The sequence below is a fragment of the Agromyces solani genome (assembly GCF_058349925.1).
On the sequence record NZ_JBYRER010000002.1, the window covers coordinates 396,945 to 422,285 of the forward strand.

General features: G+C 70.1%; 22 protein-coding genes, 1 tRNA gene, 1 other RNA gene and 1 pseudogene. 20 read left to right on the forward strand and 5 right to left on the reverse strand.

Annotated elements, in window-relative coordinates:
- Nucleotides 1–19 precede the first annotated feature (19 nt).
- A complete protein-coding gene (locus AC3RJ7_RS09610) occupies nt 20–925 on the reverse strand; it encodes an AraC family transcriptional regulator (RefSeq protein WP_491455617.1) in 906 nt (301 codons plus the stop codon).
- A 147-nt stretch (nt 926–1,072) separates the two neighbouring features.
- On the opposite strand from AC3RJ7_RS09610, the gene AC3RJ7_RS09615 reads away from it, so the two are divergent.
- Genes AC3RJ7_RS09615 through AC3RJ7_RS09625 form a run of 3 tightly spaced genes read left to right on the forward strand, consistent with a single transcriptional unit; the run spans nt 1,073 to nt 4,087 of the window.
- Complete coding sequence (locus AC3RJ7_RS09615; RefSeq protein ID WP_491455618.1) at nt 1,073–1,528, forward strand: SRPBCC domain-containing protein; 456 nt, start codon at nt 1,073–1,075, stop codon at nt 1,526–1,528.
- 37 nt (nt 1,529–1,565) lie between these two features.
- Nucleotides 1,566–3,461, forward strand: a complete 1,896-nt coding sequence (locus AC3RJ7_RS09620) for a helicase HerA-like domain-containing protein (RefSeq protein WP_491455619.1) — start codon at nt 1,566–1,568, stop codon at nt 3,459–3,461.
- The gene (locus AC3RJ7_RS09625; protein WP_491455620.1) at nt 3,461–4,087 is read left to right on the forward strand and encodes a GNAT family N-acetyltransferase; all 627 of its coding nucleotides are present in this window, start codon (nt 3,461–3,463) and stop codon (nt 4,085–4,087) included. The genes AC3RJ7_RS09620 and AC3RJ7_RS09625 overlap by 1 nt, the downstream gene beginning before the upstream one ends.
- A 70-nt stretch (nt 4,088–4,157) precedes the next feature.
- Here the strand turns inward: AC3RJ7_RS09625 and AC3RJ7_RS09630 are convergent, their stop codons facing one another.
- Nucleotides 4,158–4,679, reverse strand: a complete 522-nt coding sequence (locus AC3RJ7_RS09630; protein WP_491455621.1) for a hypothetical protein — start codon at nt 4,677–4,679, stop codon at nt 4,158–4,160.
- Nucleotides 4,680–5,097: 418 nt separating this feature from the next.
- Between AC3RJ7_RS09630 and AC3RJ7_RS09635 the strand changes: the two genes are divergently transcribed.
- Nucleotides 5,098–5,748 carry a DUF4190 domain-containing protein gene (locus AC3RJ7_RS09635; protein WP_491455622.1) on the forward strand — a complete coding sequence of 217 codons (651 nt, stop codon included), beginning with the start codon at nt 5,098–5,100 and terminating at the stop codon, nt 5,746–5,748.
- 103 nt (nt 5,749–5,851) lie between these two features.
- Here AC3RJ7_RS09635 and AC3RJ7_RS09640 read toward each other — a convergent pair.
- Together AC3RJ7_RS09640 and ffs are read right to left on the reverse strand one after the other, a co-directional pair.
- A tRNA-Ser gene (locus tag AC3RJ7_RS09640) sits at nt 5,852–5,939 on the reverse strand.
- Nucleotides 5,937–6,033: signal recognition particle sRNA small type (gene ffs, locus AC3RJ7_RS09645), an RNA gene on the reverse strand. Before ffs ends, AC3RJ7_RS09640 begins: the two co-directional genes overlap by 3 nt.
- A gap of 327 nt (nt 6,034–6,360) precedes the next feature.
- On the opposite strand from ffs, the gene pta reads away from it, so the two are divergent.
- From pta to AC3RJ7_RS09665, 4 genes are read left to right on the forward strand one after another with little or no spacing between them, the layout of a single operon-like run.
- Nucleotides 6,361–8,547 (forward strand): phosphate acetyltransferase, encoded by a 2,187-nt coding sequence (pta, locus tag AC3RJ7_RS09650; RefSeq protein WP_491455623.1) that lies wholly within the window; start codon nt 6,361–6,363, stop codon nt 8,545–8,547.
- The gene (locus tag AC3RJ7_RS09655; protein WP_491455624.1) at nt 8,544–9,767 is read left to right on the forward strand and encodes an acetate/propionate family kinase; all 1,224 of its coding nucleotides are present in this window, start codon (nt 8,544–8,546) and stop codon (nt 9,765–9,767) included. Before pta ends, AC3RJ7_RS09655 begins: the two co-directional genes overlap by 4 nt.
- A 54-nt stretch (nt 9,768–9,821) precedes the next feature.
- Nucleotides 9,822–10,400 (forward strand): ArsR/SmtB family transcription factor, encoded by a 579-nt coding sequence (locus tag AC3RJ7_RS09660; RefSeq protein ID WP_491455625.1) that lies wholly within the window; start codon nt 9,822–9,824, stop codon nt 10,398–10,400.
- Nucleotides 10,397–11,791 (forward strand): MFS transporter, encoded by a 1,395-nt coding sequence (locus AC3RJ7_RS09665; RefSeq protein ID WP_491455626.1) that lies wholly within the window; start codon nt 10,397–10,399, stop codon nt 11,789–11,791. Before AC3RJ7_RS09660 ends, AC3RJ7_RS09665 begins: the two co-directional genes overlap by 4 nt.
- Nucleotides 11,792–11,859: 68 nt before the next feature.
- Here the strand turns inward: AC3RJ7_RS09665 and AC3RJ7_RS09670 are convergent, their stop codons facing one another.
- Nucleotides 11,860–13,650 (reverse strand): choice-of-anchor P family protein, encoded by a 1,791-nt coding sequence (locus tag AC3RJ7_RS09670; protein WP_491455627.1) that lies wholly within the window; start codon nt 13,648–13,650, stop codon nt 11,860–11,862.
- On the opposite strand from AC3RJ7_RS09670, the gene AC3RJ7_RS09675 reads away from it, so the two are divergent.
- The 12 genes and pseudogenes from AC3RJ7_RS09675 (at nt 13,582) to wzy (ending at nt 25,337) form a co-directional block, all read left to right on the forward strand.
- The gene (locus AC3RJ7_RS09675) at nt 13,582–14,511 is read left to right on the forward strand and encodes an LCP family protein (protein ID WP_491455628.1); all 930 of its coding nucleotides are present in this window, start codon (nt 13,582–13,584) and stop codon (nt 14,509–14,511) included. The two genes, AC3RJ7_RS09670 and AC3RJ7_RS09675, sit on opposite strands and share 69 nt — an antisense overlap.
- Nucleotides 14,512–14,713: 202 nt before the next feature.
- On the forward strand, nt 14,714–15,304 hold the full coding sequence (locus tag AC3RJ7_RS09680; RefSeq protein ID WP_491455629.1) for an arsenate reductase/protein-tyrosine-phosphatase family protein: 591 nt from the start codon (nt 14,714–14,716) through the stop codon (nt 15,302–15,304).
- A gap of 56 nt (nt 15,305–15,360) precedes the next feature.
- Nucleotides 15,361–17,196, forward strand: a complete 1,836-nt coding sequence (locus AC3RJ7_RS09685) for a polysaccharide biosynthesis protein (RefSeq protein ID WP_491455630.1) — start codon at nt 15,361–15,363, stop codon at nt 17,194–17,196.
- A 65-nt stretch (nt 17,197–17,261) separates the two neighbouring features.
- Nucleotides 17,262–18,335: a DegT/DnrJ/EryC1/StrS family aminotransferase gene (locus AC3RJ7_RS09690; RefSeq protein WP_491456152.1), complete on the forward strand. Its 1,074-nt coding sequence runs from the start codon at nt 17,262–17,264 to the stop codon at nt 18,333–18,335.
- Nucleotides 18,332–18,970 (forward strand): sugar transferase, encoded by a 639-nt coding sequence (locus AC3RJ7_RS09695; protein ID WP_491455631.1) that lies wholly within the window; start codon nt 18,332–18,334, stop codon nt 18,968–18,970. Before AC3RJ7_RS09690 ends, AC3RJ7_RS09695 begins: the two co-directional genes overlap by 4 nt.
- On the forward strand, nt 18,967–19,608 hold the full coding sequence (locus AC3RJ7_RS09700; protein WP_491455632.1) for a NeuD/PglB/VioB family sugar acetyltransferase: 642 nt from the start codon (nt 18,967–18,969) through the stop codon (nt 19,606–19,608). Before AC3RJ7_RS09695 ends, AC3RJ7_RS09700 begins: the two co-directional genes overlap by 4 nt.
- 31 nt (nt 19,609–19,639) lie before the next feature.
- The gene (locus AC3RJ7_RS09705) at nt 19,640–20,575 is read left to right on the forward strand and encodes an NAD-dependent epimerase/dehydratase family protein (protein WP_491455633.1); all 936 of its coding nucleotides are present in this window, start codon (nt 19,640–19,642) and stop codon (nt 20,573–20,575) included.
- 65 nt (nt 20,576–20,640) lie between these two features.
- Nucleotides 20,641–21,069 (forward strand): annotated as a pseudogene (locus AC3RJ7_RS09710) (glycosyltransferase); the annotation flags it as partial.
- Between the two features lie 78 nt (nt 21,070–21,147).
- Entirely contained in the window at nt 21,148–21,726 is a 579-nt protein-coding gene (locus AC3RJ7_RS09715; protein ID WP_491456153.1) for a glycosyltransferase family 4 protein, read from the forward strand.
- Nucleotides 21,723–22,907, forward strand: a complete 1,185-nt coding sequence (locus tag AC3RJ7_RS09720) for a glycosyltransferase (RefSeq protein WP_491455634.1) — start codon at nt 21,723–21,725, stop codon at nt 22,905–22,907. Before AC3RJ7_RS09715 ends, AC3RJ7_RS09720 begins: the two co-directional genes overlap by 4 nt.
- Nucleotides 22,904–23,977 carry a glycosyltransferase gene (locus AC3RJ7_RS09725; RefSeq protein WP_491455635.1) on the forward strand — a complete coding sequence of 358 codons (1,074 nt, stop codon included), beginning with the start codon at nt 22,904–22,906 and terminating at the stop codon, nt 23,975–23,977. Before AC3RJ7_RS09720 ends, AC3RJ7_RS09725 begins: the two co-directional genes overlap by 4 nt.
- Nucleotides 23,946–25,337 (forward strand): O-antigen polysaccharide polymerase Wzy, encoded by a 1,392-nt coding sequence (gene wzy / locus AC3RJ7_RS09730; protein ID WP_491455636.1) that lies wholly within the window; start codon nt 23,946–23,948, stop codon nt 25,335–25,337. Before AC3RJ7_RS09725 ends, wzy begins: the two co-directional genes overlap by 32 nt.
- Nucleotides 25,338–25,341: the final 4 nt, after the last annotated feature.

The window sequence follows — 25,341 nt, forward strand, 5'->3', positions numbered from 1 at the left end:
CTCACCCTAGGTCGGGCCGTCATTCGGAGGGAAGACCGCGGGCCGACCGCGCTGCCGCCGCATAGCGTCGCGGCGTCTCGCCGATGACGGTGCGGAACTCGCGGGTGAAGTGCGCCTGGTCGGCGAATCCGAGCTCGGCGGCCAACTCGGCGAGCGGCGGCGCCTCGGGGGCGGCCAGGCGGTGCGCCGCCTCCTGCATGCGGTAGCGGCCGATGAGCCATTTCGGCGTCAACCCGAGTCGGGAGCGCACGAGTCGCTCGAGTGCGCGCAGGCCGAGCCCGCTCGCGTCGGCCAGTTCGCTCGCCCGCAGGATGGTGCGATCGGTCTCGGCGAGTTCGACGACGCGAGCGGCGAGCGCCGCATCGGCGTCGAGCTCGATCGACTGCGCGCCGAGCCAGTCGGCGAACGCCGCGACGGCCTCCTCGTCGCGACCGGCTTCGGCGGCCGCGCGAACCCGCGCGATGCCGGTCGCGGTGCCCCGGAGTCGCAGGGCCCCGACCGGCACCGAGCTGCCGACGAGCGTGCGGGTCTCGCCCGGTGCGATGCGGCCCGCGACGCCCGGCTGCAGGAGTGCGCCGACGGCCCACCCCTCGCCCTCGAGGCGGGAGACGCCGCGCCCGATCGACGGCCCGTGCAGCGCGGTGCCCGCGGGCTCGACGACGAGGTTCGCCGACGGGTACTCGAGCACGCCCTGCTCGACGACGACGCCGGCGGGAAGCCGCCACCGCGGCACCCAGAAGTGCCGCACGACGTGCGCGACCGAGGGTGGCGCCGGGAACCGCGCGAGCCGCACCGGCGCCTCGGCCGCGTGCTGCGCGGCCGCGTCGGCCGCGATCGGCGCGAGCCCGGGCTCGCCGGGCCGCGGCGCGAGCACGCCCTTGTCGGCGGCGCCCGCGCGCGTGCGCCAGTACTCCGAGGGCTGCATGGTCCGAGTATGGGGTCCGCCGCCGACACCGCGCGAGCAGGCACCCCGGCCCACCGCCGCCGGCCGCTGTCGTGTTTGTGCAAGACGCCCGCCACGAGGCATCCGTACCGTCGAACCGAACCGACGGAACCGATGGAGGGAACGACCATGTCCGACTTCGAGATGACCCTGTACGTCGCGGCCGAGCCGCAGCAGGTGTGGGACGCGATCACCGGCGACGCGGGCAGCCGCGCCGTCATGTGGGGCTCGGTGCTCCGCGGCGAGCTCGCCCCGGGCGAGCGCTACGAGTACGTCGGCCCGGGCCAGGACGGCGACGAGACCGTGCACGTCTACGGCGAGGTGCTCGCCGCCGAGCCGGGCGCGCTGCTGCAGCTCTCCGAGCACCCCGGGCCCACGTACCGCGAGAACCACGCGGAGCTGCGCAGTCGCATGACCTGGCGCATGAGCTCGGCCGGCGACGCGCTCACGAAGCTCACGTTCACGAACGACGAATGGAGCGAGGGCCACCCGGCCGAGGCCGAGACCGCCGAGACCTGGCCCCTCGTGCTCTCGAGCTTCAAGTCGTGGATCGAGACCGGTCGCGCACTGCCGTTCCCGGTGTGAGGGGCGGCGCGGCGAGCCCGCTCGGTAGGATCGCGGCATGGCCGATGACGCGGTGAAGCAAGCTCAGGAGGCGGCCGCCGCTGCGGCCGAGGCGGCGAAGGCCCTGCAGGCGCAGGCCGACGCCGCGATCAAGGCGGCCGAGGAGGCTGCGGCGCTCGCGAAGGCGGCCGCCGAGGCTGCGATGGCCGGGGATGCCTCGACCGAGTCACCTGCGGACGCCGCAGGGCCTGCCGTTCCGTCGCCCGCCGAGGCCGGGCCGGCGGCCGGGCAGGCCGCGCCCGAGTCATCCGGCCCGCTCGACGCGAAGCACGTGGAAGCCGTGCGCACCGGGTACGCCTTCGAGGGCGCGGCGCTCGAGATGGGAGCGCTCGTCAACGGCGAGGCGATGCCCTCCGTCCCGGTGCGCATTCCGATCGCGATGACCAACCGGCACGGGCTCGTCGCCGGTGCGACCGGCACGGGCAAGACCCGCACGCTCCAGGTGCTCGCCGAGCAGCTCTCGGCGGCGGGCGTCGCCGTGTTCGCGGCCGACATCAAGGGCGACCTCTCGGGCGTCGCGACGCCGGGCGAGGGCAACGAGAAGCTGCTGAAGCGCACCGCCGGCATCGGGCAGGAGTGGACGGCGGCGAGCTTCCCGACCGAGTTCTTCTCGCTCGGCGGCGTCGGCAAGGGCGTGCCGATCCGCGCCACGATCTCGGGCTTCGGGCCGCTGCTGCTCTCGAAGGTGCTCGGCCTCAACGACACGCAGGAGTCGAGCCTCGGCCTCGTCTTCCACTACGCCAACAAGAACAACCTCGCCCTCCTCGACCTCGAGGACCTGCGCGCCGTGCTCGCCTACCTCGTGAGCGACGAGGGCAAACCCGAGCTCGAAGGGCTCGGCGGGCTCTCGAAGGCGACGGTCGGGGTCATCCTGCGCGAGCTCATCACGTTCGCCGACCAGGGCGCCGACGTCTTCTTCGGCGAGCCCGAGATCGACACGGCCGAGTTCCTGCGCACCGCGCCCGATGGCCGCGGCATCATCAGCCTGCTCGAGGTGCCGGGCGTCGCCGACAAGCCGGCCCTCTACTCGACGTTCCTCATGTGGCTGCTCGCCGACCTCTTCACGGACCTGCCCGAGGTCGGCGACCTCGACAAGCCGAAGCTCGTGTTCTTCTTCGACGAGGCGCACCTCCTGTTCAAGGATGCGTCGAAGGAGTTCCTCGCCCAGATCACCCAGACCGTGCGGCTCATCCGCTCGAAGGGCGTCGGCGTGTTCTTCGTGACGCAGACCCCGAAGGACGTGCCGGGCGACGTGCTCGCCCAGCTCGGCTCGCGCGTGCAGCACCAGCTGCGCGCCTTCACGCCCGACGACGCGAAGGCGCTGCGCGCCACGGTCTCGACGTATCCGAACTCGGGCTACGACCTGGAGGAGACGCTCACCGTGCTCGGCACCGGCGAGGCGATCGTCACGGTCATGAACGAGAAGGGCGCGCCGTCGCCCGTCGCGTGGACGCGGCTGCGCGCGCCCCAGGCATCCATGTCGCCCTCGCCCGACGCGGCGATCGACGCGGCCGTCGCCGCGTCGCCGCTGTCGGCGAAGTACGCGACGGGCATCGATCGCGAGTCGGCGCACGAGATCCTCACGAAGAAGCTCGCGGATGCCGCGGCGAAGGTCGACGCCGAGGAGGCCGCGGCGGCCAAGGCGAAGGCCGATGCCGAGTACGCGAAGATGCAGGCGAAGATCCAGGCCGACGCGGCGAAGGCCGACAAGAAGGCGCAGGCCGAGTACGACCGCCTCATGAAGCAGACGTCGGGGAGCTCGCGGTCGGGGTCGTCGTCGCGTTCTCGTTCGAAGGAGAAGTCGGCCCTCGAGGAGGTGCTCGGCTCGCGCACGACCCAGACCGTGCTGAAGCAGGTCATCACCGGCATCTTCGGCATGGCCAAGCGGCGCTGATGCCGTTCGAAATCCGCCCGTACCGCCCCGGCGACCGCGAAGACGTCGCGCTCATCTGCCTGCGCACGGCGGCGGCGGGCGGCGACGCCACGGGCGTGTACTCCGACGACTCGCTCATGCCCGAGGTGTTCGCGCTGCCGTACGTCGAGTACGCGCCCGAGCTCGTGTTCGTCGTCGCCGACGACGAGCGGGCCGCCGGATACGTGATGGCGGTGGCCGACACCGCCGACTTCGTCGAGTGGTGGCGACGCGAGTGGGCCCCGGGCTTCGCGGCGAGGCATCCCGTCGCCGGGCCGCCGACCGCGCACGCGCCCGCGTTCACGGAGACCGCGCTCATCGAGGCCGGCACGCACCCCGAGCGGATGCTCATCGCCGAACTCGACGACTATCCCGCCCACCTGCACATCGACCTGCTGCCCGAACTGCAGGCGCAGGGCTGGGGGCGCCGGCTCATCGACACGGTGCGCGGCGCGCTCGCCGACCGCGGCGTCGCGGCCGTGCACCTCGGGCTGGCCGCCGAGAACACGGCCGCGCGCGCGTTCTACGATCGGCTCGGATTCCACGAACTGCCGTCGAGCACGCCCGAGTCGCCGAAGCTCGGGATCGCGACGAGGTCGGTCGAGTAGCGCGGAGCGCGTATCGTGTCGGTCGGTCGAGTAGCGCGGAGCGCGCATCGAGACCACCGAGCCGTGAGCTTCAGACCATGAGCGAGCGGCGTTCGAACCAGTAGAGGAGCCCCGGGTCGCTCTCGCGCAGCTCGGCGAGCGTGACGGGGTGCTCCCTGGTCGACTCCTCGACGTCGAGCACGTCGGCCACGAGATCCATCGAGGACTCGTCCCAGAACCGGCCGCGCATGCGGAAGCGACCGCGGCCGCTTCGGCACACCACGAAGAGCTCGTCGGTCGTGTCGAGGCTGCTGGGCCGGTACAGCTCGAGGCGCAGCACGTTCGCGATGTCGCGGGCCGCCACGACGGTCGTGGTGCCGAAGAACCCGCGCTCGACGACGCCGTAGCGACTGATGGAGACCTGCGTTCGTCGGTACGCGATCCAGGCGAGGCCCATGAGCGCGCCGACGATCGCGGCCGTCACGGCGACGACCGGCCACGAGCCGCTCGGATCGAGCACCCACAGCTCGACCGCGAGGAGCGGGAGCACGAGCGCCGCAGCGGCGACGCCGTAGCTCCATCCGAGCGTGCGACGAGGCCTCAGGGTGATCACCCTGAGGCCGCCGCCCCCTGCTGCCGCCGCGCTGGTGGAGGAGCCCCCTGAATCCCCACTCCTCGCTTCCACCGGTGCAGCTGACATCTCTCACATCATGCGCCTCGCGCGGGGAGCGCGCTATTCGGCATTAATGAGGACACGACGGGGGACACGAGGCGCCCGCGCGGCGATCGATGTGAGGGGGGAGGATGTGCCGGCGTCGTGGGGTCAACGAGAACGCCGTCGTCTTCGTCGACATCTCGGGCCCTCACGACCCGGCTCAGGACAGCATAGGCGGTGCCGGCGACCTTCCGGTGCACGATCGGAGAAGGTGCATCGAGCCTCGGGGAGCGCGAACTAGGATGCTCCTGACCCGCACGAAATCCCGCTGCGAGTCGATCGCTGCGGCGCCGTCCGCATCCGAAATGGAGACCATGTGGCGACTCCGCGCGACCTGACCGTCGACGAGACGGTCGACACCGTCGATTTCCGCATCGTTCGCCTGCTCGGCGAACTCGCGACGCTTCTGGAGTACATGAATCGCGACGCGTGGGCACGCGGCCTGCGCTTCGACGCGGAGCGACTCCGGGGCGGCGACCGCGAGGCGGTGCCGGCACTTCGTCGGTACTTCTCCGATGAGCCCAGACTCCTGTCGGTCCAGCTCGCCGATCCCGCCGAGCAGCGCCGCTTCGAGTCGATGGTGATGCAATTGCACAGCCTGCTCGATGAGCGCGACTCCCGCCAGGCGTGGGCGTCGGATCCGCGACGCGAGGTGCCGGGCAAGACGCTCGGCATCGTCGGGTTCGTCCTCGCGCTCGTCGGCGGCCTGAATCTCGTCGGGCTGATCCTCAGTTGGGTGGCGCTCGTCCAGTCGAAGCGTGCGGGGGCGAAGAACCCGCTCGCGCTCGCCGGAGTGATCATCGGCGCGGCCGGGGTCGTCCTCGCCGTCGTCGTGCTGTCGCTCGCCGCCGGCAGCTTCATCGACCTGTTCGAGACGTGCGGTCGGCTCGGCACCGGCGTGCACGAGGTCGGCGACGCGGTGTACACCTGCACGCCGACGTCGGCGAGCGTCCACAGCGCGGGCTGAGCCGATCGGTTCGCGCGGATTCGCCGGACCGGTCGGAACGAAGACCGCCCCTCATGCGGATCGATGAGGGGCGTGCCCGAGAACGGATCTCGTGAACTGAGTTTGGCGGAGGATGGGGGATTCGAACCCCCGAGGGCTTTCACCCAACACGCTTTCCAAGCGTGCGCCATAGGCCACTAGGCGAATCCTCCAGTGACCCCCCACGCACCCGCCAGAGCCCGGTTACCCTTGCTGCGTTTCCGCCCTGGGGGAGTTGGCCTGGATAGCGCCACGTGGGGAGCCTCGGACAGTCTACCCGAGTCCGGAGCGCCCGCCGTACGCTCGCCCGTTCGCGGTGTCCGCCCGCGATCTTCGCGTGTCGACACCGTGCGTCCCGTCGGTGTGGTCGTGTGGTCATGTGGTCGTACCGGGTGTGGTCGTGTGGTCATGTGGTCGCACTCCGCGGAGAGATCACCGCGCGAGGCGCGGCGCGGGAGGCGCGGCGCGGGAGGCCCGCCGCGGCAGGCGCACCGTGACCGAGTCGGTCGGCGACGTTCCGCCGAGTGCGAACACTCGCCGTCGTTCCGCCCGAACTCCCGGCGGAGCGATGAGCCCGCCGAATAGGCTGGATGCGTGGCGCACAGCATCTACATCTGCTCGGCCGAGGGGAACACCGGCAAGTCCACCGTCGCGCTCGGCACGCTCGACACGCTGACCCGGCGTGCGGCGAAGGTCGGCGTCTTCCGTCCGATCGCACGGTCGACCGCCGAACGCGACTACGTGCTCGAGCTGCTGCTCGCGCACGACGGCGTCGTGCCGCTCTCGTACGACGAGGCGATCGGCGTCGGCTACGACGAGGTGCACGCCGACCCCGACGCCGCACTCGCCACGATCGTGCGGCGGTTCAAGGCCATCGAGGGCCGGTGCGACGCGGTCGTCATCATCGGCTCCGACTACACCGACGTCGGCAGCCCGACCGAGCTCGCGTACAACGCCCGCATCGCCGCGAACCTCGGTGCGCCGGTGCTGCTCGTGCTCGGCGGCAGGGTCGGCGAGGGGCAGGGGCGCGCCCTCAGCGAGCGACTCGGCGACAGCGACGCCCGCACGCCCGACGAACTCGCGCAGCTCTCCGAACTCGCGGTCGAGGAGCTCGAGCGCGAGCACGCGTCGCTGCTCGGCGTGGTCGTCAACCGTGCCGATCCCGACCGGCTCGGCGAGATCGTCGACGCGGTGCGCGCGGGCGGACTCGGACCCGCGGCCGCCGCACGGCCCGCCGCACGGCCCACCGTCGGCACCGCCGGCGAGGCATCCGCGGCGCTCGTCTGGGCCATTCCCGAAGACCAGTTCCTCGTCGCGCCCTCGATGCGCACGATCATGCAGGCCGTCGACGGCGAGCTGTACGCGGGCGATCCCGACCTGCTCGACCGCGAGGCGCTCGGCGTCGTCATCGCGGCGATGTCGATGGAGAACGTGCTCTCGCGCCTCATCGAGGGTTCGGTGGTGATCGTGCCGGGCGACCGCAGCGAGGTGCTGCTCGGTGTGCTCACCGCCCACTCGTCGCAGACGTTCCCGTCGGTGTCGGGCATCGTGCTGAACGGCGGGTTCCCGCTCTCCGAGCACATCGTGCGCCTCGTCGAGGGCCTGAAGGCCGGCCTGCCGATCATCCGCACCGAGCTCTCGAGCTACGAGACCGCACTGGCGATCACGCACACCCGCGGCCGGCTCGCCGCCGAGTCGCAGCGCAAGCGCGACACGGCGCTGTCGCTGTTCGAGCACCACGTCGACGCCGATGCGCTCCTCGACGGGCTCGAGATCGCGAGCCCCGACGTGGTCACGCCGCTCATGTTCGAGTACGGCCTGCTCGAGCGGGCGCGCCGCGAACGGAAGCACATCGTGCTGCCCGAGGGGTACGACGACCGCATTCTGCGTGCCGCGGCGACGCTGCTCGCCCGCGACGTCGCCGACCTCACGATCCTCGGCGAGGAGATCGAGGTGCGTTCGCGCGCGATCGGGCTGGGCCTCGACATCTCGCGGGCGACCGTGCTCTCGAACCACGACTTCGTCTACGTCACGCGCTTCGCCGAGGAGTACCAGAAGCGTCGCGCGCACAAGGGCGTCACGCTCGAGCAGGCGCGCGAGCGCGTGCAGGACGTCTCGTACTTCGGCACGATGATGGTCGAGCTCGGCATGGCCGACGGCATGGTGTCGGGCGCGGCGCACACGACCGCGCACACGATCAGGCCGTCGTTCGAGATCATCAAGACGAAGGACGGCGTCGACGTCGTGTCGAGCGTGTTCCTCATGGCGCTCGCCGACCGCGTGCTCGTCTACGGCGACTGCGCGATCGTTCCCGACCCGACGGCCGAGCAGCTCGCCGACATCGCGATCTCGTCGGCCACGACGGCCGCCCAGTTCGGCATCGAGCCGCGCATCGCGATGCTCTCGTACTCGACGGGGGAGTCGGGCGCGGGCGCCGACGTCGACAAGGTGCGCCGCGCGACGGCCCTCGTGCGCGAGCGCGCGCCCGAGCTCGCGGTCGAGGGGCCGATCCAGTACGACGCGGCCGCCGACGCCGCGGTCGCGCGCACCAAGCTGCCCGACTCGGATGTCGCCGGGCGGGCCACCGTCTTCGTCTTCCCCGACCTCAACACGGGCAACAACACGTACAAGGCCGTGCAGCGCTCGGCGGGGGCGGTCGCGATCGGGCCCGTGCTGCAGGGCCTGCGCAAGCCCATCAACGACCTCTCGCGCGGCGCCCTCGTACAGGACATCGTGAACACCGTGGCCATCACGGCGATCCAGGCGGCGGATGCCTCGTGAGCGTCGTCCTCGTCATCAACTCGGGTTCCTCGTCGCTGAAGTACCGGTTGATCGAGACCGACTCGGGTCGCTCGCTCGCCTCGGGGCTCGTCGAGCGGATCGGGCGCGAGGGCGGGCTCGCGAAGCACGTGAACGCCGGGGTGCTCGACGACTCGGGCGGAGGTGCCGGCGAGGCATCCGTCACCCGTGAGCTCGAGGTCGACGCGCACGACCACTTCGCCGCCTTCGAGGTGATGCTCGCCGCGTTCGCGGAGGCGGGGCCGTCGCTCGAGGCGCACCCGCCGGTCGCCGTCGGGCATCGCGTCGTGCAGGGCGGGGCGCGCTTCTTCGAGCCGACGGTCATCACCGAGCTCGTGAAGATCAACATCGACGAGCTCTCGACCCTCGCGCCGCTGCACAACCCCGCGAACCTCGAGGGCATCGAGGCGGCGCAGCGGGCGTTCCCCGAGGTGCCGCACGTCGCGGTGTTCGATACGGCGTTCCACCAGACGATGCCGCCCGCGGCGTACACGTACGCGATCGACCGCGATCTCGCTGCGAGGTACCGCATCCGGCGGTACGGATTCCACGGCACGTCGCACCGGTACGTGTCGCTGGCGGCAGCCGAGTTCCTCGGGCGGCCGGTCGAGGAGCTGCGCCAGATCGTGCTGCACCTCGGCAACGGGGCGTCGGCGTGCGCCATCGACGGCGGACGCTCGATGGACACGAGCATGGGCATGACTCCGCTCGAGGGGCTCGTCATGGGCACCCGGTCGGGCGACATCGATCCCGCGGTGCTGTTGCACCTGCAGCGGCGCGGGGGACTCGGGGTCGACGACGTCGACGACCTGCTCAATCTGCGCAGCGGCATCCTCGGGCTTGGCGGGCACGCCGACATGCGCGACCTCGTGGACGCGGCCGAGTCGGGCGACGAGCGCGCTGCCCTCGCGCTCGACGTCTACGCCCACCGGGTCAGGGCGTACGTGGGCGCCTACCTGGCCCAGCTCGGCGGGGCCGACGTCATCTCGTTCACGGCGGGTGTCGGCGAGAACTCGGCACCCGTGCGCGCCGCCGCGCTCGCCGGGCTCGAGGGGCTCGGCATCGAGCTCGACCCCGCTCGGAACGCCCTCCGCGCGAACGAGACCCGCGTGATTTCGACCGACGCGTCGCCGATCACGGTGCTCGTGGTCCCGACGAACGAGGAGTTCGAGATCGCTCGACAGACGCTCGAGGCCATCTGAGCCAACTCTGCAATAACTGTTGTGCAATAACTCTTGCAGAGTTAGCATGACGGTATGAGCGAACCCCGGAAGTCCATCGACCTGCATGATGCGGGGGCCATGCGCGCCATGGCGCATCCGCTGCGGCTGCGCATCCTCGGCCTGCTCCGCATGCACGGTCCGCACTCGGTCGGCATGCTCGCCGAAGCGACCGGCGCGGCTTCGGGCTCGATCAGCTACCACCTGTCGACGCTCGCGAAGCACGGCTTCGTCGAGCCCGCGCCCGAGCACGAGCGCGACGGGCGCGAGCGCTGGTGGCGTTCGGCGCATGAGATGACGAGCCTCACCGCCGAGAGCTACCTCGACGACCCCGACCGCCGCGAGGCCGCCGAGGCGATGCGCCGGACGGTCATCGACTCGTACCACCGCGAACTCCTCGACGCGCTCGACGCCGAGCTCGGGCTCGAGCCCGAGTGGATCGCCGCGTCCGACTCGAGCGACGGCGGCGCCCAGCTCACACTCGACGAGTTCCGCGAGCTCACCGCCGACCTCGCGGCCGTGCGCGAGAAGTGGTGGGCGGTCGGCCGCGAGCCGCGCCCCGGTACCCGCGCCGTCCGTTGGATCACCCACACCTTCCCGAGGACCGAGCGATGAGCGCCGAGATCGCCCGCGACGTTCAGGGCGAGGCGGATGTCGCGGAGCCCAGTCGGGCCGGTCGAGTCGGCGCGCCGGTGCCGAATCGAGACCACTCAGCCGGTGGCCTCGATACGCTGCGCGACTCGACCGGCCATGAGCCCGACGGCCCCCGCCGTCGCGTCCCGCTCGTCGCGAACCTCGCCGCCGCGCTGTTCTCCCTCGGCGGCAATGCGATCGCCCTCGTCGCGCTGCCGATCATCGCGCTGCAGCAGACCGGCTCGCCGCTCGCCGCGGGCGTCGTCGGGGTGTTCTCGACCGTGCCGCTCGTGATCGGCGGGGCCCTCGGCGGCGTGCTCGTCGACCGGTTCGGCTACCGCCTCTCGTCGATCGTCGCCGACCTCGCGAGCGCGGTGACGGTGCTCGCGATCCCGCTGCTGCACGCGACCGTCGGCCTGCCCTTCGGCGCGCTGCTCGCCCTCGTGTTCCTGGGCGGCCTGCTCGACCCGCCCGGCGACACCGCGAAGACCTCGATGACGCCCGATCTCGCGGCGCTCGCTCGATGGCCCATCGAGCGAGCGGCGGGCGCCCAGGCGGCCGTGCAGCGCACCGCGATGATGCTCGGCGCGGCGACCGCGGGCGGCCTCGTGGCCTTCCTCGGGCCGATGCCCGCGCTGTACGTCGACGCCGCCGGGTTCGTCGTCTCGGCGCTCCTCGTGGCGTGCTTCATCCCGCGACGGGCGGGTCGCAGCGCCGAGGCGCCAGAGCCCGGCGGCCCCGCGGCCGACGAGGCCGCCACCGCCCGCCGCGGCGGCTTCGTCGAGGGGCTCCGCTTCGTGGCATCCTCGCCGTTGCTGCGCTCGATCGTGCTGCTCGTGACCCTCACCAACGCGATCGACGCGGCCGGCCTCACGGTGCTCAAGCCGCTGTACGCGACCGAGATGCTCGGCGATCCCGCCCAGCTCGGTTACATGGTCGGATGCTTCGCCGCCGGCGCCCTCACCGGGTCGATCCTGTTCGGGGCCGTCGGACATCGGTTCTCGGGGCGGCTCATGTTCGCCGCGTGCTTCATGGTCGCCGGCACGGTGCCGTACCTCACGATGGCGCTCGGCGCCCCCGCGCCCGTACTGCTGCCGGTGCTCGCGCTGTCGGGCCTCGCCGCCGGTGCGATCAACCCGATGATCTCGACCGCGATGTACGGCCTCATCCCCGACGGCATGCGGGCCCGCGTCTTCGGCGTCACCACGGCCGGGGTCGCCGCGACCATGCCGCTCGGCGCGTTCCTCGGCGGCCTCGCGGCCGAGCAGCTCGGGCTCGTGCCGACGCTCGCGGGGTGCGCGGTGATCTACCTCGTCCTCGCGTCGTCGCCGCTCTACCTGCGGTCGTTCAAGGGGCTGCGGTCGGTGGGTTGAAGCGCGGGCGACGAGGGAGGGAGCCCGGCCGGTGGCCGGACTCCCTCATGGGTCAGTGGTACGACAGGCTACTTCTTGCCGTTCTTGCCCCAACCCTTCGCGAGACCCTTCGGAGACGCGCCGGACTTCCCGAGCTCGCCCTTCGTGAGTTCGTTCGAGATGCTCGACTGCAGCGAGTCCTCGCTCATGAACGACATCGCCTTCGCCGCGGCCGCGTCACCGGTTGTCGGACCGAGGACGAAGGCGTACGAGCGCGCCACCACGATGTCGATCGCCGGGGTGGGCCCGACGGCATTCAGATGCACGACGAGCGGCAGGGTCTCCACGCCCGAGGCGAACTCGGTTCGGCCGTTCACGACGACGTAACCGAGGTTGGTCGGCAATTGGATGACGGTATTCACCGGCGTGTCGACCGCGACTGGGACGCCGGCCACGACCAGGTTCGTGAACGACGAAGAGGTGCCGTTCTTGCTCACGGTCTGGCCGCCGTTGGCCGTCTCGGCGTGCGACGTCGAGGAGACGACATCAGCGGTGACCAAGCCGCCTGCGAGGTTCACGCCGGCGACCTCACTCGAGGTCGTCGCTGCACCGTTCAGTCCGGAATGCGTGCCCTCTGCAGTGGAGGTCACGACGCCGAGGGAACCGAGGTCGCCCGGGAGCGTCACGCTGGGCAGCGAGCTCTGCACCGGCCCACCACCTGCGCACGGCACCTGGGCGGTGACGAGCGGTCCGACCTCGAGGAGGTCGTCGCTCGTGATGACCCGAACACCCTCGCCGGCGCCGAAGAGCCAGTTCTGATCGGGTTCGCCGTACAAAGCCGCGTACGTCTCGCCGATTGCGGTATTGACCGTCTGGCCGAACAGCTGCACGCGGATGCCGGTGTTCATCTTGCCCATCAGGCCGGCCGCGTTGCTGCCGTACAGGTTCGTCGAGTGGAAGCCGATCGTCGCCACGTTGGGAATGTTGATCGGGGTCGCATCCGGCGCGACGATGCCGTTGAGGCTGATGACCGGCGGAAGCAGGCCGTTCCGAACCGTCAGGTTCGTGACGTTCATCGTGGACGAGTTCGTGAACGTCTCGGCGACGGTGTCGTACGTCACGGTGGAGGTCACGGTGATGGCGTCGGCGGTCAGGGCGAGCCCGAGCAGCAGCGGCATGTCGACATCCGTGGCTTGGAACGTCGAGGTCACGGTCTGCACGTTGCCCGACTTCGAGGCCTGGCTCGTCGTGTTGCTCGTGCCGAGCGTGACGCCCGCGAGATCGACGTTGGCGACCCCGTTCGAGTAATACAGCGGGGCCTTGTCTGAGCACCCGACGCCCGCCGCGGAGACCGGCCCTGCGTTGACCGCCCCTCCCGCGGCGTAGACCTTGATGTCGTGCGCGTAGCCGTTGATCGCCTTATTGCCTTCGATCGCGGCCGACGCGGGTTGCGCGCCGAAGCCGATCGCCGCGACCGAGATGGCGAGCGCGATCGCCAGCTTCTGCCCCAAATGGGAAATTACGGGCATGATTCCCCCCATGCACTCGTTATCCCGGCCGCATCCGTGAGACCGGGCCTGATGAATCCTCATGCTAGGGATGCGAGGAATGGCTGAAAAGACCGTCGTCAAGGGAATGTCGGATTCGTGCCCCGATTTGGGGGTAGAGCCGGTCCGGTGCCCGTCAGGCGGGACCGGCGGTCGTCGGGCCCCCTCGAGTGCCCCCGATTCGCACCGAGCTCGGGCGCTACCATGTGCGAGATGACTCGGCGCAAACGCGTAGTTCTCTTCGCCGCGGTCGCCTTCGTCGGCATGGTGGCGGCGGCCGTGGGCGCCACCGCGCTCTACCTCGGCTCGCTCGCCGAGCAGTTCGACGACCACACGGTGAAGATCGCGGAGCCGTTCCCGGTTGAGACCTTGCGTCCCGCGCCGCCGACGGGCGAGCCGGCGAACGCGCAGAACATCCTCCTGCTCGGCTCCGACACCCGCGGATCCGTCGACTCGATCGACGACACGGGCTCTCGGAGCGACACGATGATGGTCGTGCACATCCCCGCCGATCGGAGCCGGATCACCGTGTTGTCGCTCATGCGCGACAGCTGGGTCGATGTGCCGGGCTTCGGCGAAGCGAAGCTGAACGCCGCAATGGCCTGGGGAGGAACCCCGCTCGCGGTGCAGACGGTCGAGTCGCTCATCGGAGTCCGCATCGACCACGTCGTCATGGTGGACTTCGAGGGATTCGGCAGGATCACCGAGGCACTCGGCGGTGTCGACGTCGAGAACCCGATCGAGTTCGAAGTCGCGGGGCAGCACTTTCCGCAGGGCGTCGTGCATCTCGACGGTGCGAACGCGTTGAATTTCGTCCGGGAGCGTCATGAGTTCGTCGACGCCGACTACCAACGGGTCCGCAATCAGCAGGCATTCATGAGGGCGGTCGTCGGAAAGGTCTTGAGCACCGCTTCGGCGCTGGACGCCGGCCGAGTTCGGGATCTGGTCACCGCGATCTCGCCGTACCTCGCAGTCGACGAGGGATTCGACAGCGGCTACGTCGCGAATCTCGCACTCGAGTTGCGGGATCTCCGCTCGGGCGACGTGGCCTTCTTCACCGCGCCGAGCCTGGGTACCTCGACATCTGCGGATGGGCAGTCGATCGTGGTGCTCGACGACGTTCGGATGGCCGTGATCCGGCAGGCCTTCGTGGACGATCAGGTGGACGACCTGCCAGCCACCTCGTTCCAGTGACGTCAGGTTCGTCGCGGGAGGAATGTCGCCCGTTTGCCCCCCGGTCGGGTGTCGACACGTTCCGCGTTGCCGTGTCACACTACCGACATCCGCGTCCGGCTGAGGGGGGCATGTGAACGGATCGGTTGTAGTGCGAGGTGCTGCGTTTCCATGGTCGGCCCGCGCGCGGGGCGCGCGTTCGGAGCGACCGGGGGGATAACCCGTGGCGTTCCGAGTGCTCCTCGTGTGCACGGGCAACGTCTGTCGTTCGCCGATGGCGGAGGTGCTGCTTCGCGAGCGCCTCGGCGCACTCGAGGGCGTCATGACGACGAGCGCCGGCACCGCAGCCGTGACGGGCGAGGCCATGACGGCGCAAGCCGCGACGATGGCGCTCCGTCACGGAGCGACCCCGACCGAGGTCGCGGCGCATCGAGCACGACAGCTCGAGCCCTGGATGCTTCGCGAGGCCGACCTGGTCATGGCGCTCACCCGCGATCACCGAAGCGCGATCCTGAAGCTCGAGCCGGCAGTCACACGTCGTGCGTTCACCTTGCGCGAGTTCGCGCACGTAACGGATTCGATGCCGGCGCCGAACGTCACCGATCACGACCGGCATGAACGGCTTCGGGTCGGTGTTGCCGCGGCGGCCGCCCTGCGCGGAGTCGTGTCGCCACTCGGCCGCCCCGAGGATGCCGACGTGATCGACCCCTACCTGCGGTCGGACACCGTGTACGAGCAGAGCGCGGCACAACTCACCGCGGCCGTCGAATCGGTCGGCCGGTTCCTCGTCCGAACGGCGGGGGGCGCGGCATGACGGGATTCCCGACTACCGGGCTCGGCTTCGGTCGGCAACGTGCATTGGCCGGGGCCGTGTCCGACCCCGGTTCGGTCGCCGGCAAGGAGCTTCGGCTCGCGCGACTCGGGGCTCAGTACACCATCGACGCCGCGTGGTGGGCCATCGCCCTCGTCGTCGCGCTGCTGCTGCGGTTCGAGTTCAGCCCGTCCGCAATCCAGGTGATCCCGACCCTGTACCTCGTGGCCTGCTTGGCCGTACTTCAGCTCACGGCCGGGTGGGCGTTCAAGCTCTACCAGGGGCGCTTCGTGTACGGAACGTTCGAAGAAGTTCGCGCCGTCACGCTCGCCGTGGTCTCGGTCGGGGCGATCGTCGGGATCCCGCTGCTCTTCTTCGGCTCGTCGCTCGGGCTGCCCCGTTCGAGCGTCATCATCGCCGTGCCGATCGGACTGGTCGCGATGCTCGGCACGCGATATCTCAGAAGACTCGAGGTCGAGCGCCGGTGCACGCCTGCCGACGACTGCGAACGGGTCGTCGTCTATGGCGCAGGCTCACTCGGCGGAATGATCGTGCGCCAGATGCTCACGAACCCCGGGTCGCACTACGTTCCGGTCGCGATGCTCGACGACGATCCGGGCCGGCGGAACCTGCAGCACGCCGGGATCCCGGTTCGCGGCACGCTCGGGGACCTCGAGCGCGTAGCCCGAGAGACGGATGCGACGGTGGTACTCGTGGCGATCGCACGCGCGGACTCCGAGTTGCTGCGCACGGTGGACGCGCTCGGCGAGCGGCTCGGGCTGCAGGTCAAGGTTCTGCCCAAGCTCGACGAGATCATCTCCGGCACGCACCGCTTCGGGGACATGCGCGACCTCTCGATCGAAGATCTCATGGGGCGCCACGCGGTCGACACCGATCTCGAGTCGATCGCCGACTATCTCCGCGGACGGCGCGTACTCATCACGGGCGCGGGCGGTTCGATCGGGTCGGAGCTGTGCAGCCAGGTGCTGAAGTTCGGTCCGGCCGAGCTCATCATGCTCGATCGCGACGAGACCGGGCTCCAATCGACCCAGCTGAGGACCGCGGGTCACGGACTCCTCGACACGAAGGATGTCGTGCTGGCCGACATCCGAGATGCTGAGGCGATCACGGCGCTCTTCCTCGAGCGTCGGCCCGAAGTGGTGTTCCACGCGGCGGCACTCAAGCACCTGCCGATGCTCGAGCAGTACGCGGACGAGGCCTGGAAGACGAACGTGATCGGGACGCGGAACGTACTCGAGGCTGCTCGCCGCGCCGGCGTGACGACGTTCGTGAACATCTCGACCGACAAGGCTGCGAACCCGACGAGCGTGCTCGGACACTCGAAGCGACTGGCCGAGCGGCTCACCGCGTGGATGGCGCAGCAAACCGGTCGACGGTACCTGTCGGTGAGGTTCGGAAACGTGATCGGGAGCCGGGGGTCGATGCTCCCGACATTCACGGCCTTGATCGAGGCCGGCAAACCGCTCACGGTCACGCATCCCGATGCCACGCGCTACTTCATGACCATCCCCGAGGCCTGCCAGCTCGTCGTTCAGGCGGGGGCGATCGGGCGGCCGGGCGACGTGATGATCCTCGATATGGGGCAGCCGGTTCGGATCCTCGACGTCGCCAGGCGCATGATCGCGATGTCCGGGCGGGAAGTCGAGATCGTCTACACGGGCCTCCGACCCGGGGAGAAGCTCCACGAGGAACTGGTGAGCACGGCCGAGCAGGCGACCCGCTCGTCGCATCCGAAGATCTGTCAAGCGCGGGTCATGCCGATCGCGCCGCGGGACCTCAGCCTGCACGAGTGGCGGGGTGCCGTGGCCGAGGCTGCGCGCACCGATCCGGTCGCGGTCCTCATCTCAGCGAATCCCGGGGAGTCCGCCACGTGAACGCACGGATCTACCTGTCGTCGCCGGACGTCGGCGAGTTGGAGGAGCGATCGGTCGCCGCGGCAGTGAGATCCGGCTGGGTCGCACCGCTCGGTCCCGACGTCGACGCCTTCGAATCCGAGCTCGCAGCCAGGGTCGGAGTCGCCCACGCCGTGGCACTCTCCTCGGGGACGGCGGCGCTGCACCTCGGTCTCCTCGCACTCGGGGCCGGGCCGGGCCAGGTCGTCGTCACGTCGTCGATGACCTTCGCCGCAACGGCCAATGCCATCGTGTACACGGGGGCCGAGCCGTACTTCATCGACAGCGACATCACGACAGGAACCCTGGACGTCGCGCTGCTCGACCGAACTCTCGCCGATCTGGCGGTACGAGGTGAGCGGGTTGCCGCGATCGTTCCCGTCGATCTGCTCGGAAAGTGCGTCGACTACACCGCCGTCGAGGAGGTGGCCGCCCGGCACGGCATCCCGGTGCTCGCCGACGCTGCCGAGTCGCTCGGCGCTTCGCACAACGGGCGGGCCGCCGGATCGTTCGGGCGTGCCTCGGCCGTCTCGTTCAACGGGAACAAGATCCTCACGACGTCCGGCGGGGGAATGCTGCTGACCGACGATGGAGAACTCGCTTCGTACGCGCGCTACCTCGCGACGCAGGCACGCCAGCCGGTCACCCACTACGAGCACCACGAGATCGGCTACAACTACCGGATGAGCAACGTGCTCGCCGCCCTCGGCCGAGCGCAGCTCACGAGGCTGGATGAGATGATCACCCGCCGCAGGGCCCATCGCGACCGATACAAGCGGATTTTCGCCGGTGAGCGCGGAGTCGAGGTGTTCGGTGCCCCCGGTGACGAGTTCGACAACGCATGGCTGACGGCGATCACCGTCGATCCGGCCATCTCGGGATGGCGCGTCGACCAGTTGCAGTCCTGGCTCGACGCCGCGGACATCGAGTCGCGCGCGCTGTGGAAGCCGATGCACCGCCAGCCGGCGTTCGCGGGGGCGCGGGCGGCCGTGAACGGCAATTCGGAATGGTTGTTCGAACATGGGCTGACCCTGCCGAGCGGTTCGGGGCTCACCGCTGACCAGATCGCGAGAATCGACGAGCGGATCACGTCGTTTCCCGGGCTCCGGAGGTCGGCATGAATCCGCCGACCGCTGACCGTCGACCGTACGACGTCGTGAAGCGAGCGATCGATGTCGTCGGTTCCGTCACCGCGCTCGTGCTGCTCGCACCCGTCATCGTCGCGGTCGCCGTCGCCGTGATCGGCAACCTCGGCCGTCCGATGCTCTATTCCCAAGAGCGCCCCGGGCGCGGCGGGGTCCCGTTCCGTCTGGTGAAGTTCCGCAGCATGGCCGACGGCGATGCGGCTCGCGGGCTCGTCTCCGATGAGCAGCGACTCACCGCCTTCGGGCGGTCGCTGCGCGCATCGAGCCTCGATGAATTGCCCGAGCTCTGGAACGTGCTGCGCGGCGATATGAGTCTCGTCGGCCCGAGACCGTTGCTGATGAGCTATCTCGAGAGGTACACGCCGAGACAGGCACGGCGGCACGAGGTGCGACCGGGAATCACGGGTCTCGCACAGGTCAGCGGGCGCAACGCGCTCGAGTGGGGGGACCGGCTCGAACTCGACGTCGAGTACGTCGAGACTCGCAGCCTCCGGCTCGACGCGCGGATCCTTCTGCGCACCGTGGTCGCCGTCCTGCGGCGCGAGGGCACGTCGGCGGAGGGCCATGCGACGATGCCGGAGTTCAAGGGGCAATCGGGGGCAGGCGTATGATCCGGGACCTCGTCATCATCGGGGCGGGCGGCTTCGGCCGAGAAGTGCTCGACGTCGCGGATGCCGCGATCGGATCAGGTGCGCCGTTCCGCATACTCGGGGTCGTCGACGACGATCCGAGCGCGACGAACCTCGAACGGCTGGGCGCGCGCGAGGTGGCGTTCCTCGGCAACGCCGCCGATTGGCTGGACCGGGATCGCCGTGGTGCGGCCTATCTCGTCGGCGTGGGCGCGCCGGCGGCGCGCGAATCCGTCGCCCGACGGTTCGATGCAGCCGGCCTCGATGCGGCGACGCTCGTCCATCCGATGGCGACGATCGGCAGCCGAACCACCCTCGGGCCCGGCAGCGTGATCTGCGCCGGTGTGCAGATGTCGACCAACGTGCGCACCGGGCGGCACGTGCACGTCAACCCGGGCGCCATCATCGGGCACGACGTCGTACTCGAGGACTTCGTCTCGGTGAATCCCGGTGCGGTGGTGTCGGGCGAGGTGCTCATCGAGCGCGGTGCGCTCGTCGGCGCGGGATCGGTCGTCCTCCAGGGCCTCCGGGTGGGGAACGGAGCCGTCGTCGGAGCTGCGGCCTGTGCGGTCCACGACGTCGAAGCGGGCTCAGTGGTGAAGGGCGTACCGGCACGGTGAGGCGCGACGCGAGCGAAGGGGAGGCGACGAGATGACGCGCAGGGTCCTGATCACAGGTGGAGCGGGGTTCATCGGGGCGAACCTGGCACGACGCCTCTGTGCGGACGACTCCATCCGTGTCCGGGTTCTCGACGACCTGAGCTCGAGCACGGGCACGGCGCTCGAAGGTGTCGGGGCCGAGTTGATTCCCGGCTCGATCCTCGACGAATCGCTGCTTCGCGATTGCATGCGCGACGTCGACTCCGTGGTTCATCTCGCTGCGGTGGCGAGCGTTCCGTTGTCGGTCGCCGACCCGCGGCGCACCCACGAGGTGAATGTGAACGGCACGCTCGACATCCTCGATGAGGCTCGGCGCGGTGGCCAGCACGTCGTCTTCGCCTCATCGAGTGCCGTCTTCGGCAGCAACCCGAAGACGCCGCACGACCCGTACGACTGGACACGACCGATCAGCCCCTACGGCGCGACCAAGCTCGCCGCCGAAGGTTATGTGAACGCATACTTCGCCACCTTCGGCCTGCCGACGCTCGCGCTGAGGTTCTTCAACGTCTACGGCCCGGGCCAGCGCGCCGATCACGCGTACTCGGCCGTCATCCCGCGCTTCGTCGAAGCGGCGCTCGCGGGCGAACCCGTGGAGATCCACGGCGACGGTCGGCAGTCGCGCGACTTCATCTTCGTCGAGACGCTGTGCGACGCGATCGCATACGCCGTCGACCGACGTCTCACCAGTCCCGATCCGGTCCACCTCGCGCTCGGAACGCCGACCACCGTGCTCGACGTCGTCGACGAACTCGAGCGTGCACTCGGCCGCCCGCTCTCGCGTACCTACGTCGAGGCGCGAGTGGGCGATGTGCGGGCGTCGCAGTCGGCCCCGGGACTCCTTCAAGAGCAGTTCCCGGACGTCGTGCCGATCGACCTGCCCACCGGCCTCGCCCGGACGGTCGAGTGGGCGCGGACGCAGGCGACGTGACCAGGGTCGTCGTCGTGCTGAAGACGAGCGAGGGCGGCCTCTGGGTCGTGCCCCAGCTCGAGGCGATGCTGTCGCGGGGGGCTGAGGTCGTCGTCGTGATTCCCGAAGCGGACGGTCGACTCGCCAGGGCTGTCGTGGATCTCGCGGCGCAACGGCAGGGACTGACGATCGTTCGAACGGCCTTCGACTTCCGTTTCACACCCACCGTCGGCACATTCAGAGAGCTCGGCAGGTTTCGAACCCTCCTGCGCGCGATCGATGCCGATGCAGCGCTGTATCACCTGTACGCGAGCGCGCTCGCCTCGCGGTTCGCACTCGCGGGTTCGCGGACGCGTCGCGTGCATATGGTCGCGGGGCCGCTCTACCTCGAGTCGCCGTTCATCCGGATGATCGAGCGACGTGCCGTCGGCTGGGATCACGCGCTCATCGCCGGGAGCGAGTACACGGCGAAAAGGTACGCCGAGCTCGGCGTGCGCCCTGATCGGCTCTTCGCGATCCCGTACGGGGTCGACGTCGGGCATTTCTCGTCCTCGCCGGGGCGCCCGGTACCGGGCGACCGGTTCAGGGTGGTGATGGTCGCCTACGTCTACGCGCCGAAACGGATCGTGCACGCAGGCAAGGGGATCAAGGGACACGACGTGCTGTTGAACGCGTGGCGGCGTTTCGCGAGTCGGCACGGCGATGCGGAGCTCCGCCTCGTCGGTGGTGGGTTCGATGGGCGCGGCGAGTTCCTCCGCCAGCGCCTCATCGCCGAGTTCGACGACCTCATCCGTTGTGGATCGGTCAGCTGGACGACTTCGGTGGACGATGTCCGCGACGCGTACCGCACGGCGGACCTGAGCGTGAGTCCGTCGCTGTCCGAGAATCACGGCGCTGCGCTCGAGGCTGGCTCGATGGGCGTCCCGTCGATCGTGAGCGACGCGGGCGGTTTGCCGGAGACGGTGATTCCCGATGGGGGCTGGGTCGTCCCCGCCGGCTCCGTCGATGAACTGGATGCCGCGCTCGAGTGCGCCTATCGGGAATGGCTGAGTGGTGAGCTGTCGGAGCGGGGCAGGCTGGCGAGGACGCACGTCGTACGCGGATTCGATCGGACTGTGACGTCGGAACTCGTCGCCGACGTCGTGCTCGGTCGTGAGGCGGGTCTCGGGTGAGCGGCGTGGGCGGGGAACCGTGCATCACGTTGTTCGTCGAGTCACGGGCGCGGCGCGCGACCGGCGGATCGTGCGTCACCGACGACGCCGGGCTCGTCGGGCGCGGCTGGGAAGCCGAGCTCCGCGAGAACGGTCGGCTCCGGTTGGCACTCCGGGTCGACGAACGGCAGTCCGCATCCGCCGGTGAGCGGATCGACGGGAGCGTGGTGCCCCTTCCGTACTATGTCGGTGCCCTGTCCATGGTGCGACGGCTGCCGGCCCTCGTCAGGGCGGTCGACACGGCCGTGAAGCGGTCGGACATCGTGGACGTCAAGCTGCCGGGAATGGTGGGTCTGGTCGCGGTGGCGCGGGCGCGTCGTCGCCGCAAGCCGATCGCCGTGCAGGTCGTCGGTGACATCGCCGAGGTACTGCGGTCGGGAATTGCCGGGCGGACCGGCGTCGTGCTCGCTCCCGTCGCGGCCGCCGCGATCCGGTGGGCGGTGCGGCAGGGCGACGCGGTTCGCTATGTGACCGAGCGGGTGCTTCAAGAACGTTATCCGGCGGGCCGTGACGCGACGGCCGTCGCCTTCAGCGATGTCCGAGTCGATCTTCCTGAGCGCGAAACCCGCAGGACGATCCCCGGCCGCATTATCGCGGTCGGCTCGCAGGAGCAGCCCTACAAGGGGCACCAGGTCCTGATCGAAGCGCTTGCCGAGTTGGCAGGATCGGACCCTCGGTACCACCTCGTCCTCGTCGGCGACGGACGTTACCGCCCACGATTGCAGCAGCTCGCGGACGGGCGTGGAGTCGGGGACCGGGTTCGATTCGCGGGGCACATCCGAGACCGCAGTGAGCTGATCGGGCTCCTCGACTCGGCCGAGGTCTTCGCCATGCCCTCGCTCACGGAGGGGCTGCCGCGTGCACTCGTCGAAGCGATGGCGTGGGGGCTGCCGTGCATCGGCTCGGATGTCGGTGGTATTCCCGAGCTGCTCCCGGCCGAAGCGCTGGTCCCCGCGGGCGATCCCCGCGCCCTCGCGGGGCTGCTCGAGCGAGTCCTTCGCGACGAAGCGCTGCGCGACCGCCTGAGTCGAGCGTCGCGGTCGACGGCGGAACGTTTCGATCCGGAGGCGCTGGAGTCCCGTCGACGGGAGTGGTCGGCGGCCGTCCGGCAGCTCGCCATGCCCGAGGAGGCCCGGGTATGACGACGACGGTCGTGCATCTCATCGGCTCGCTCGATCGAGGCGGCGCCGAGATGGTGGCGTTGGATCTCTGCCGACGGATTCCGGCGACGGAGGTCCAGCAGGTGTTCGTGTGCCTCTCGGGGCGCGCCGGCTCGTTGGCGGATGCGTTCGAGGCGAGCGGGGCGATCGTCGAGCCGGCAGGATTCGCTTCGCCGATCGGTGCGGGCCGGGTCGTTCGTACGGCGATCAGACGTCACCGACCGCACGCGATCGTCTCCCACGTCTCACTCGCCAGTGGGTGGCTGCTCGCGGCCGCGTGGTCGCAACGGGTCCCGATTCGGATCGCCCGGCTCCACTCCGAGGGCGACGGGCGCGGCGACGGTCTTGGGCGTCGCGCGTACCGCGTCGTCGCGCGAGCGATGACGGTCGCCACGGCGTCACGGATCGTTGCCGTATCGGGCGCGAGCCTTCGATTCGCGCTCGGCCGGTGGGCGCCGCTGCTTCGGCCCGGTCGTGCGGTCGTCATCGGAAACGGAGTCGACACCGAGCGGTTCGCGCCGGGGCCGGTGCCGGACCGCAGCACGCTGCCACGGATCATCCACGTCGGGAGGGCGTCGCCCGAGAAGAACCGCGCGGCGCTGGTGCCGATCTTCCGTGCTCTCGATACGACGATCCGATCGGATTGGTGGGTCGTCGGCCCCGGCGATCCGGTGGATCTGGGCGACGTTCCCGAGGCCCGGTTCGAGGTCCTCGGCGATCGCTCCGACGTCGCCGATCTGCTGCGGGCGTCGGATGTCCTGCTGCTTCCGTCCAAACGGGAGGGACTGCCAGGGGTCATCCTCGAGGCACTGGCGACGGGGGTGCCGGTCGTGGCGTCCGACCTCGACACGCTCCGCGAACTCGCGGCGAAGTTGCCCGGCATCTCCCTGGTCCCGGTGGGAGCATCGGCGGAGAGGTGGGCCGAAGCGATCGCGGATGCCCTTCACGTCGGGGAGACCGAGTCGTCCACGATCCGGGCTGCCGTGCTGGACTCGGAATTCACACTCGGGAGGAGCGTGCATGACTGGCGTCGTCTCTTCCAGTACGGGTGAGTGGCTCGCGGACCGACGCGCCGTTCCGGGCGACGGCCGCTACCGACGCGTATTCGGTCTCGCGCTCAGCGTCGTGGCGCTCGTCGCTCAGTTGAGTGGGGCCCAGGCGCTGCCGACCGAAGCCGGCATCCTCGTGGTCGCCCTCTTCGGTGGCGCGCTCGTCGCGTGGCGGCGGGATCGGGGAGTCGGCGGAGCCGCGTTCATCTACGTGCTCGTGTTCGGCCTGTTCCACGCAGGGCTCGTGATCGCGCTGTCGATCGAAGGGGACCGGATGCTCGTCGGTCGAGGAGCGAACGCGTGGGCGCTCTCGGAAGCCGTTCCCCCGGCGGTGACCGCCGTCTGCATCGCGATCGTCGCCCTCGAATGCGGCATCCTCGTCAGCCGTCCGAGCCGCATTTCGACCGAATCGACGACGGAGACCGAACACGTCAGTCGCACGGACATCGTCGGATACCTCGGCGTCGCGGCGGGTCTGTCGCTCATCGCCATCTCGCTCGAGGCCGAGGGGGGCCTCGGGGCGCTCTTCTCGGGCTATCTCGAGTTCCTGGAGAAGGTGTCGAGCGACGGCGAATTCGGGTACGGCGTCGCACTCCTCGGTTGCGGCGTCGGATTCCTGGTCGCGAGCGGCGGGCGCGCGCGAGTCGTCGGATGGGTGGTGGTCGTCATCGTCGCGGCGGTCGGGCTCCCGCTCGGGCTTCGCGGAACCGTGCTCTTCCTCCTCGTGACCGTGCTCGTCGTCGAGGCCAAGCGCACCCGGATCAACGCCTGGCTGTTCGTGGCAGCGTCGATCGCCGTCCTCGCAGTGGTGTCGGTGCTGCGCACCACCCGCGTCGGCGGTATCGGCGCTCTCCTCACGGACGGCGTCGAGGGAGCCACGCCCATGGAAGCCCTGGCCGAGATGGGGTACTCGCTGTACCCGGTCGTCGTCGTGCAGGAGTGGCTCGCCGGCGGCGTCGAGTACCGGTACGGCGTCACGTTCGTCGCCCCCGTCCTTCGCTTCGTCGAGCATCTGACCGGTGCCGACCCGGGGCCGGCCGAGAACGACCTTCGGATCTTCAACGTCGAGATCTTCTCGAGCGCGGGGCCGATCGGTGGGTCACCAGTGGCGGAGGGACTGCGCAACTGGGGGATGATCGGTGTCTGCGTGCTCATGTTCACGATCGGGTATCTGATCGGCAGGGTCGACCGGCTCCCGGCGACCGCCGATGGCGGCGCGATCACCGTCGTCGTGCTGCTGCCCCTCGTCATCGCGATCCGCAACTCGTTCGCGCCGGTGCTCGTGCAGATCGGCATCGGCGTCGTGATGCTGGTCGTCGCCCGCGCACTCGGGCGCATCCGGAGCGAGCGCAGTACGCCGTGATGCG

Coding starts and splice junctions, on each gene's coding strand:
- AC3RJ7_RS09675 (WP_491455628.1), top strand. CDS start 13,582: ATGGTGGCGGCGGCCGTGGGCGCCACCGCGCTCTACCTCGGCTCGCTC.
- AC3RJ7_RS09705 (WP_491455633.1), top strand. CDS start 19,640: ATGACGCGCAGGGTCCTGATCACAGGTGGAGCGGGGTTCATCGGGGCG.
- AC3RJ7_RS09660 (WP_491455625.1), top strand. CDS start 9,822: ATGAGCGAACCCCGGAAGTCCATCGACCTGCATGATGCGGGGGCCATG.
- AC3RJ7_RS09715 (WP_491456153.1), top strand. CDS start 21,148: ATGGTCGCCTACGTCTACGCGCCGAAACGGATCGTGCACGCAGGCAAG.
- AC3RJ7_RS09615 (WP_491455618.1), top strand. CDS start 1,073: ATGTCCGACTTCGAGATGACCCTGTACGTCGCGGCCGAGCCGCAGCAG.
- AC3RJ7_RS09665 (WP_491455626.1), top strand. CDS start 10,397: ATGAGCGCCGAGATCGCCCGCGACGTTCAGGGCGAGGCGGATGTCGCG.
- AC3RJ7_RS09725 (WP_491455635.1), top strand. CDS start 22,904: ATGACGACGACGGTCGTGCATCTCATCGGCTCGCTCGATCGAGGCGGC.
- AC3RJ7_RS09610 (WP_491455617.1), bottom strand. CDS start 925: ATGCAGCCCTCGGAGTACTGGCGCACGCGCGCGGGCGCCGCCGACAAG.
- AC3RJ7_RS09700 (WP_491455632.1), top strand. CDS start 18,967: ATGATCCGGGACCTCGTCATCATCGGGGCGGGCGGCTTCGGCCGAGAA.
- AC3RJ7_RS09620 (WP_491455619.1), top strand. CDS start 1,566: ATGGCCGATGACGCGGTGAAGCAAGCTCAGGAGGCGGCCGCCGCTGCG.
- AC3RJ7_RS09695 (WP_491455631.1), top strand. CDS start 18,332: ATGAATCCGCCGACCGCTGACCGTCGACCGTACGACGTCGTGAAGCGA.
- AC3RJ7_RS09625 (WP_491455620.1), top strand. CDS start 3,461: ATGCCGTTCGAAATCCGCCCGTACCGCCCCGGCGACCGCGAAGACGTC.
- wzy (WP_491455636.1), top strand. CDS start 23,946: ATGACTGGCGTCGTCTCTTCCAGTACGGGTGAGTGGCTCGCGGACCGA.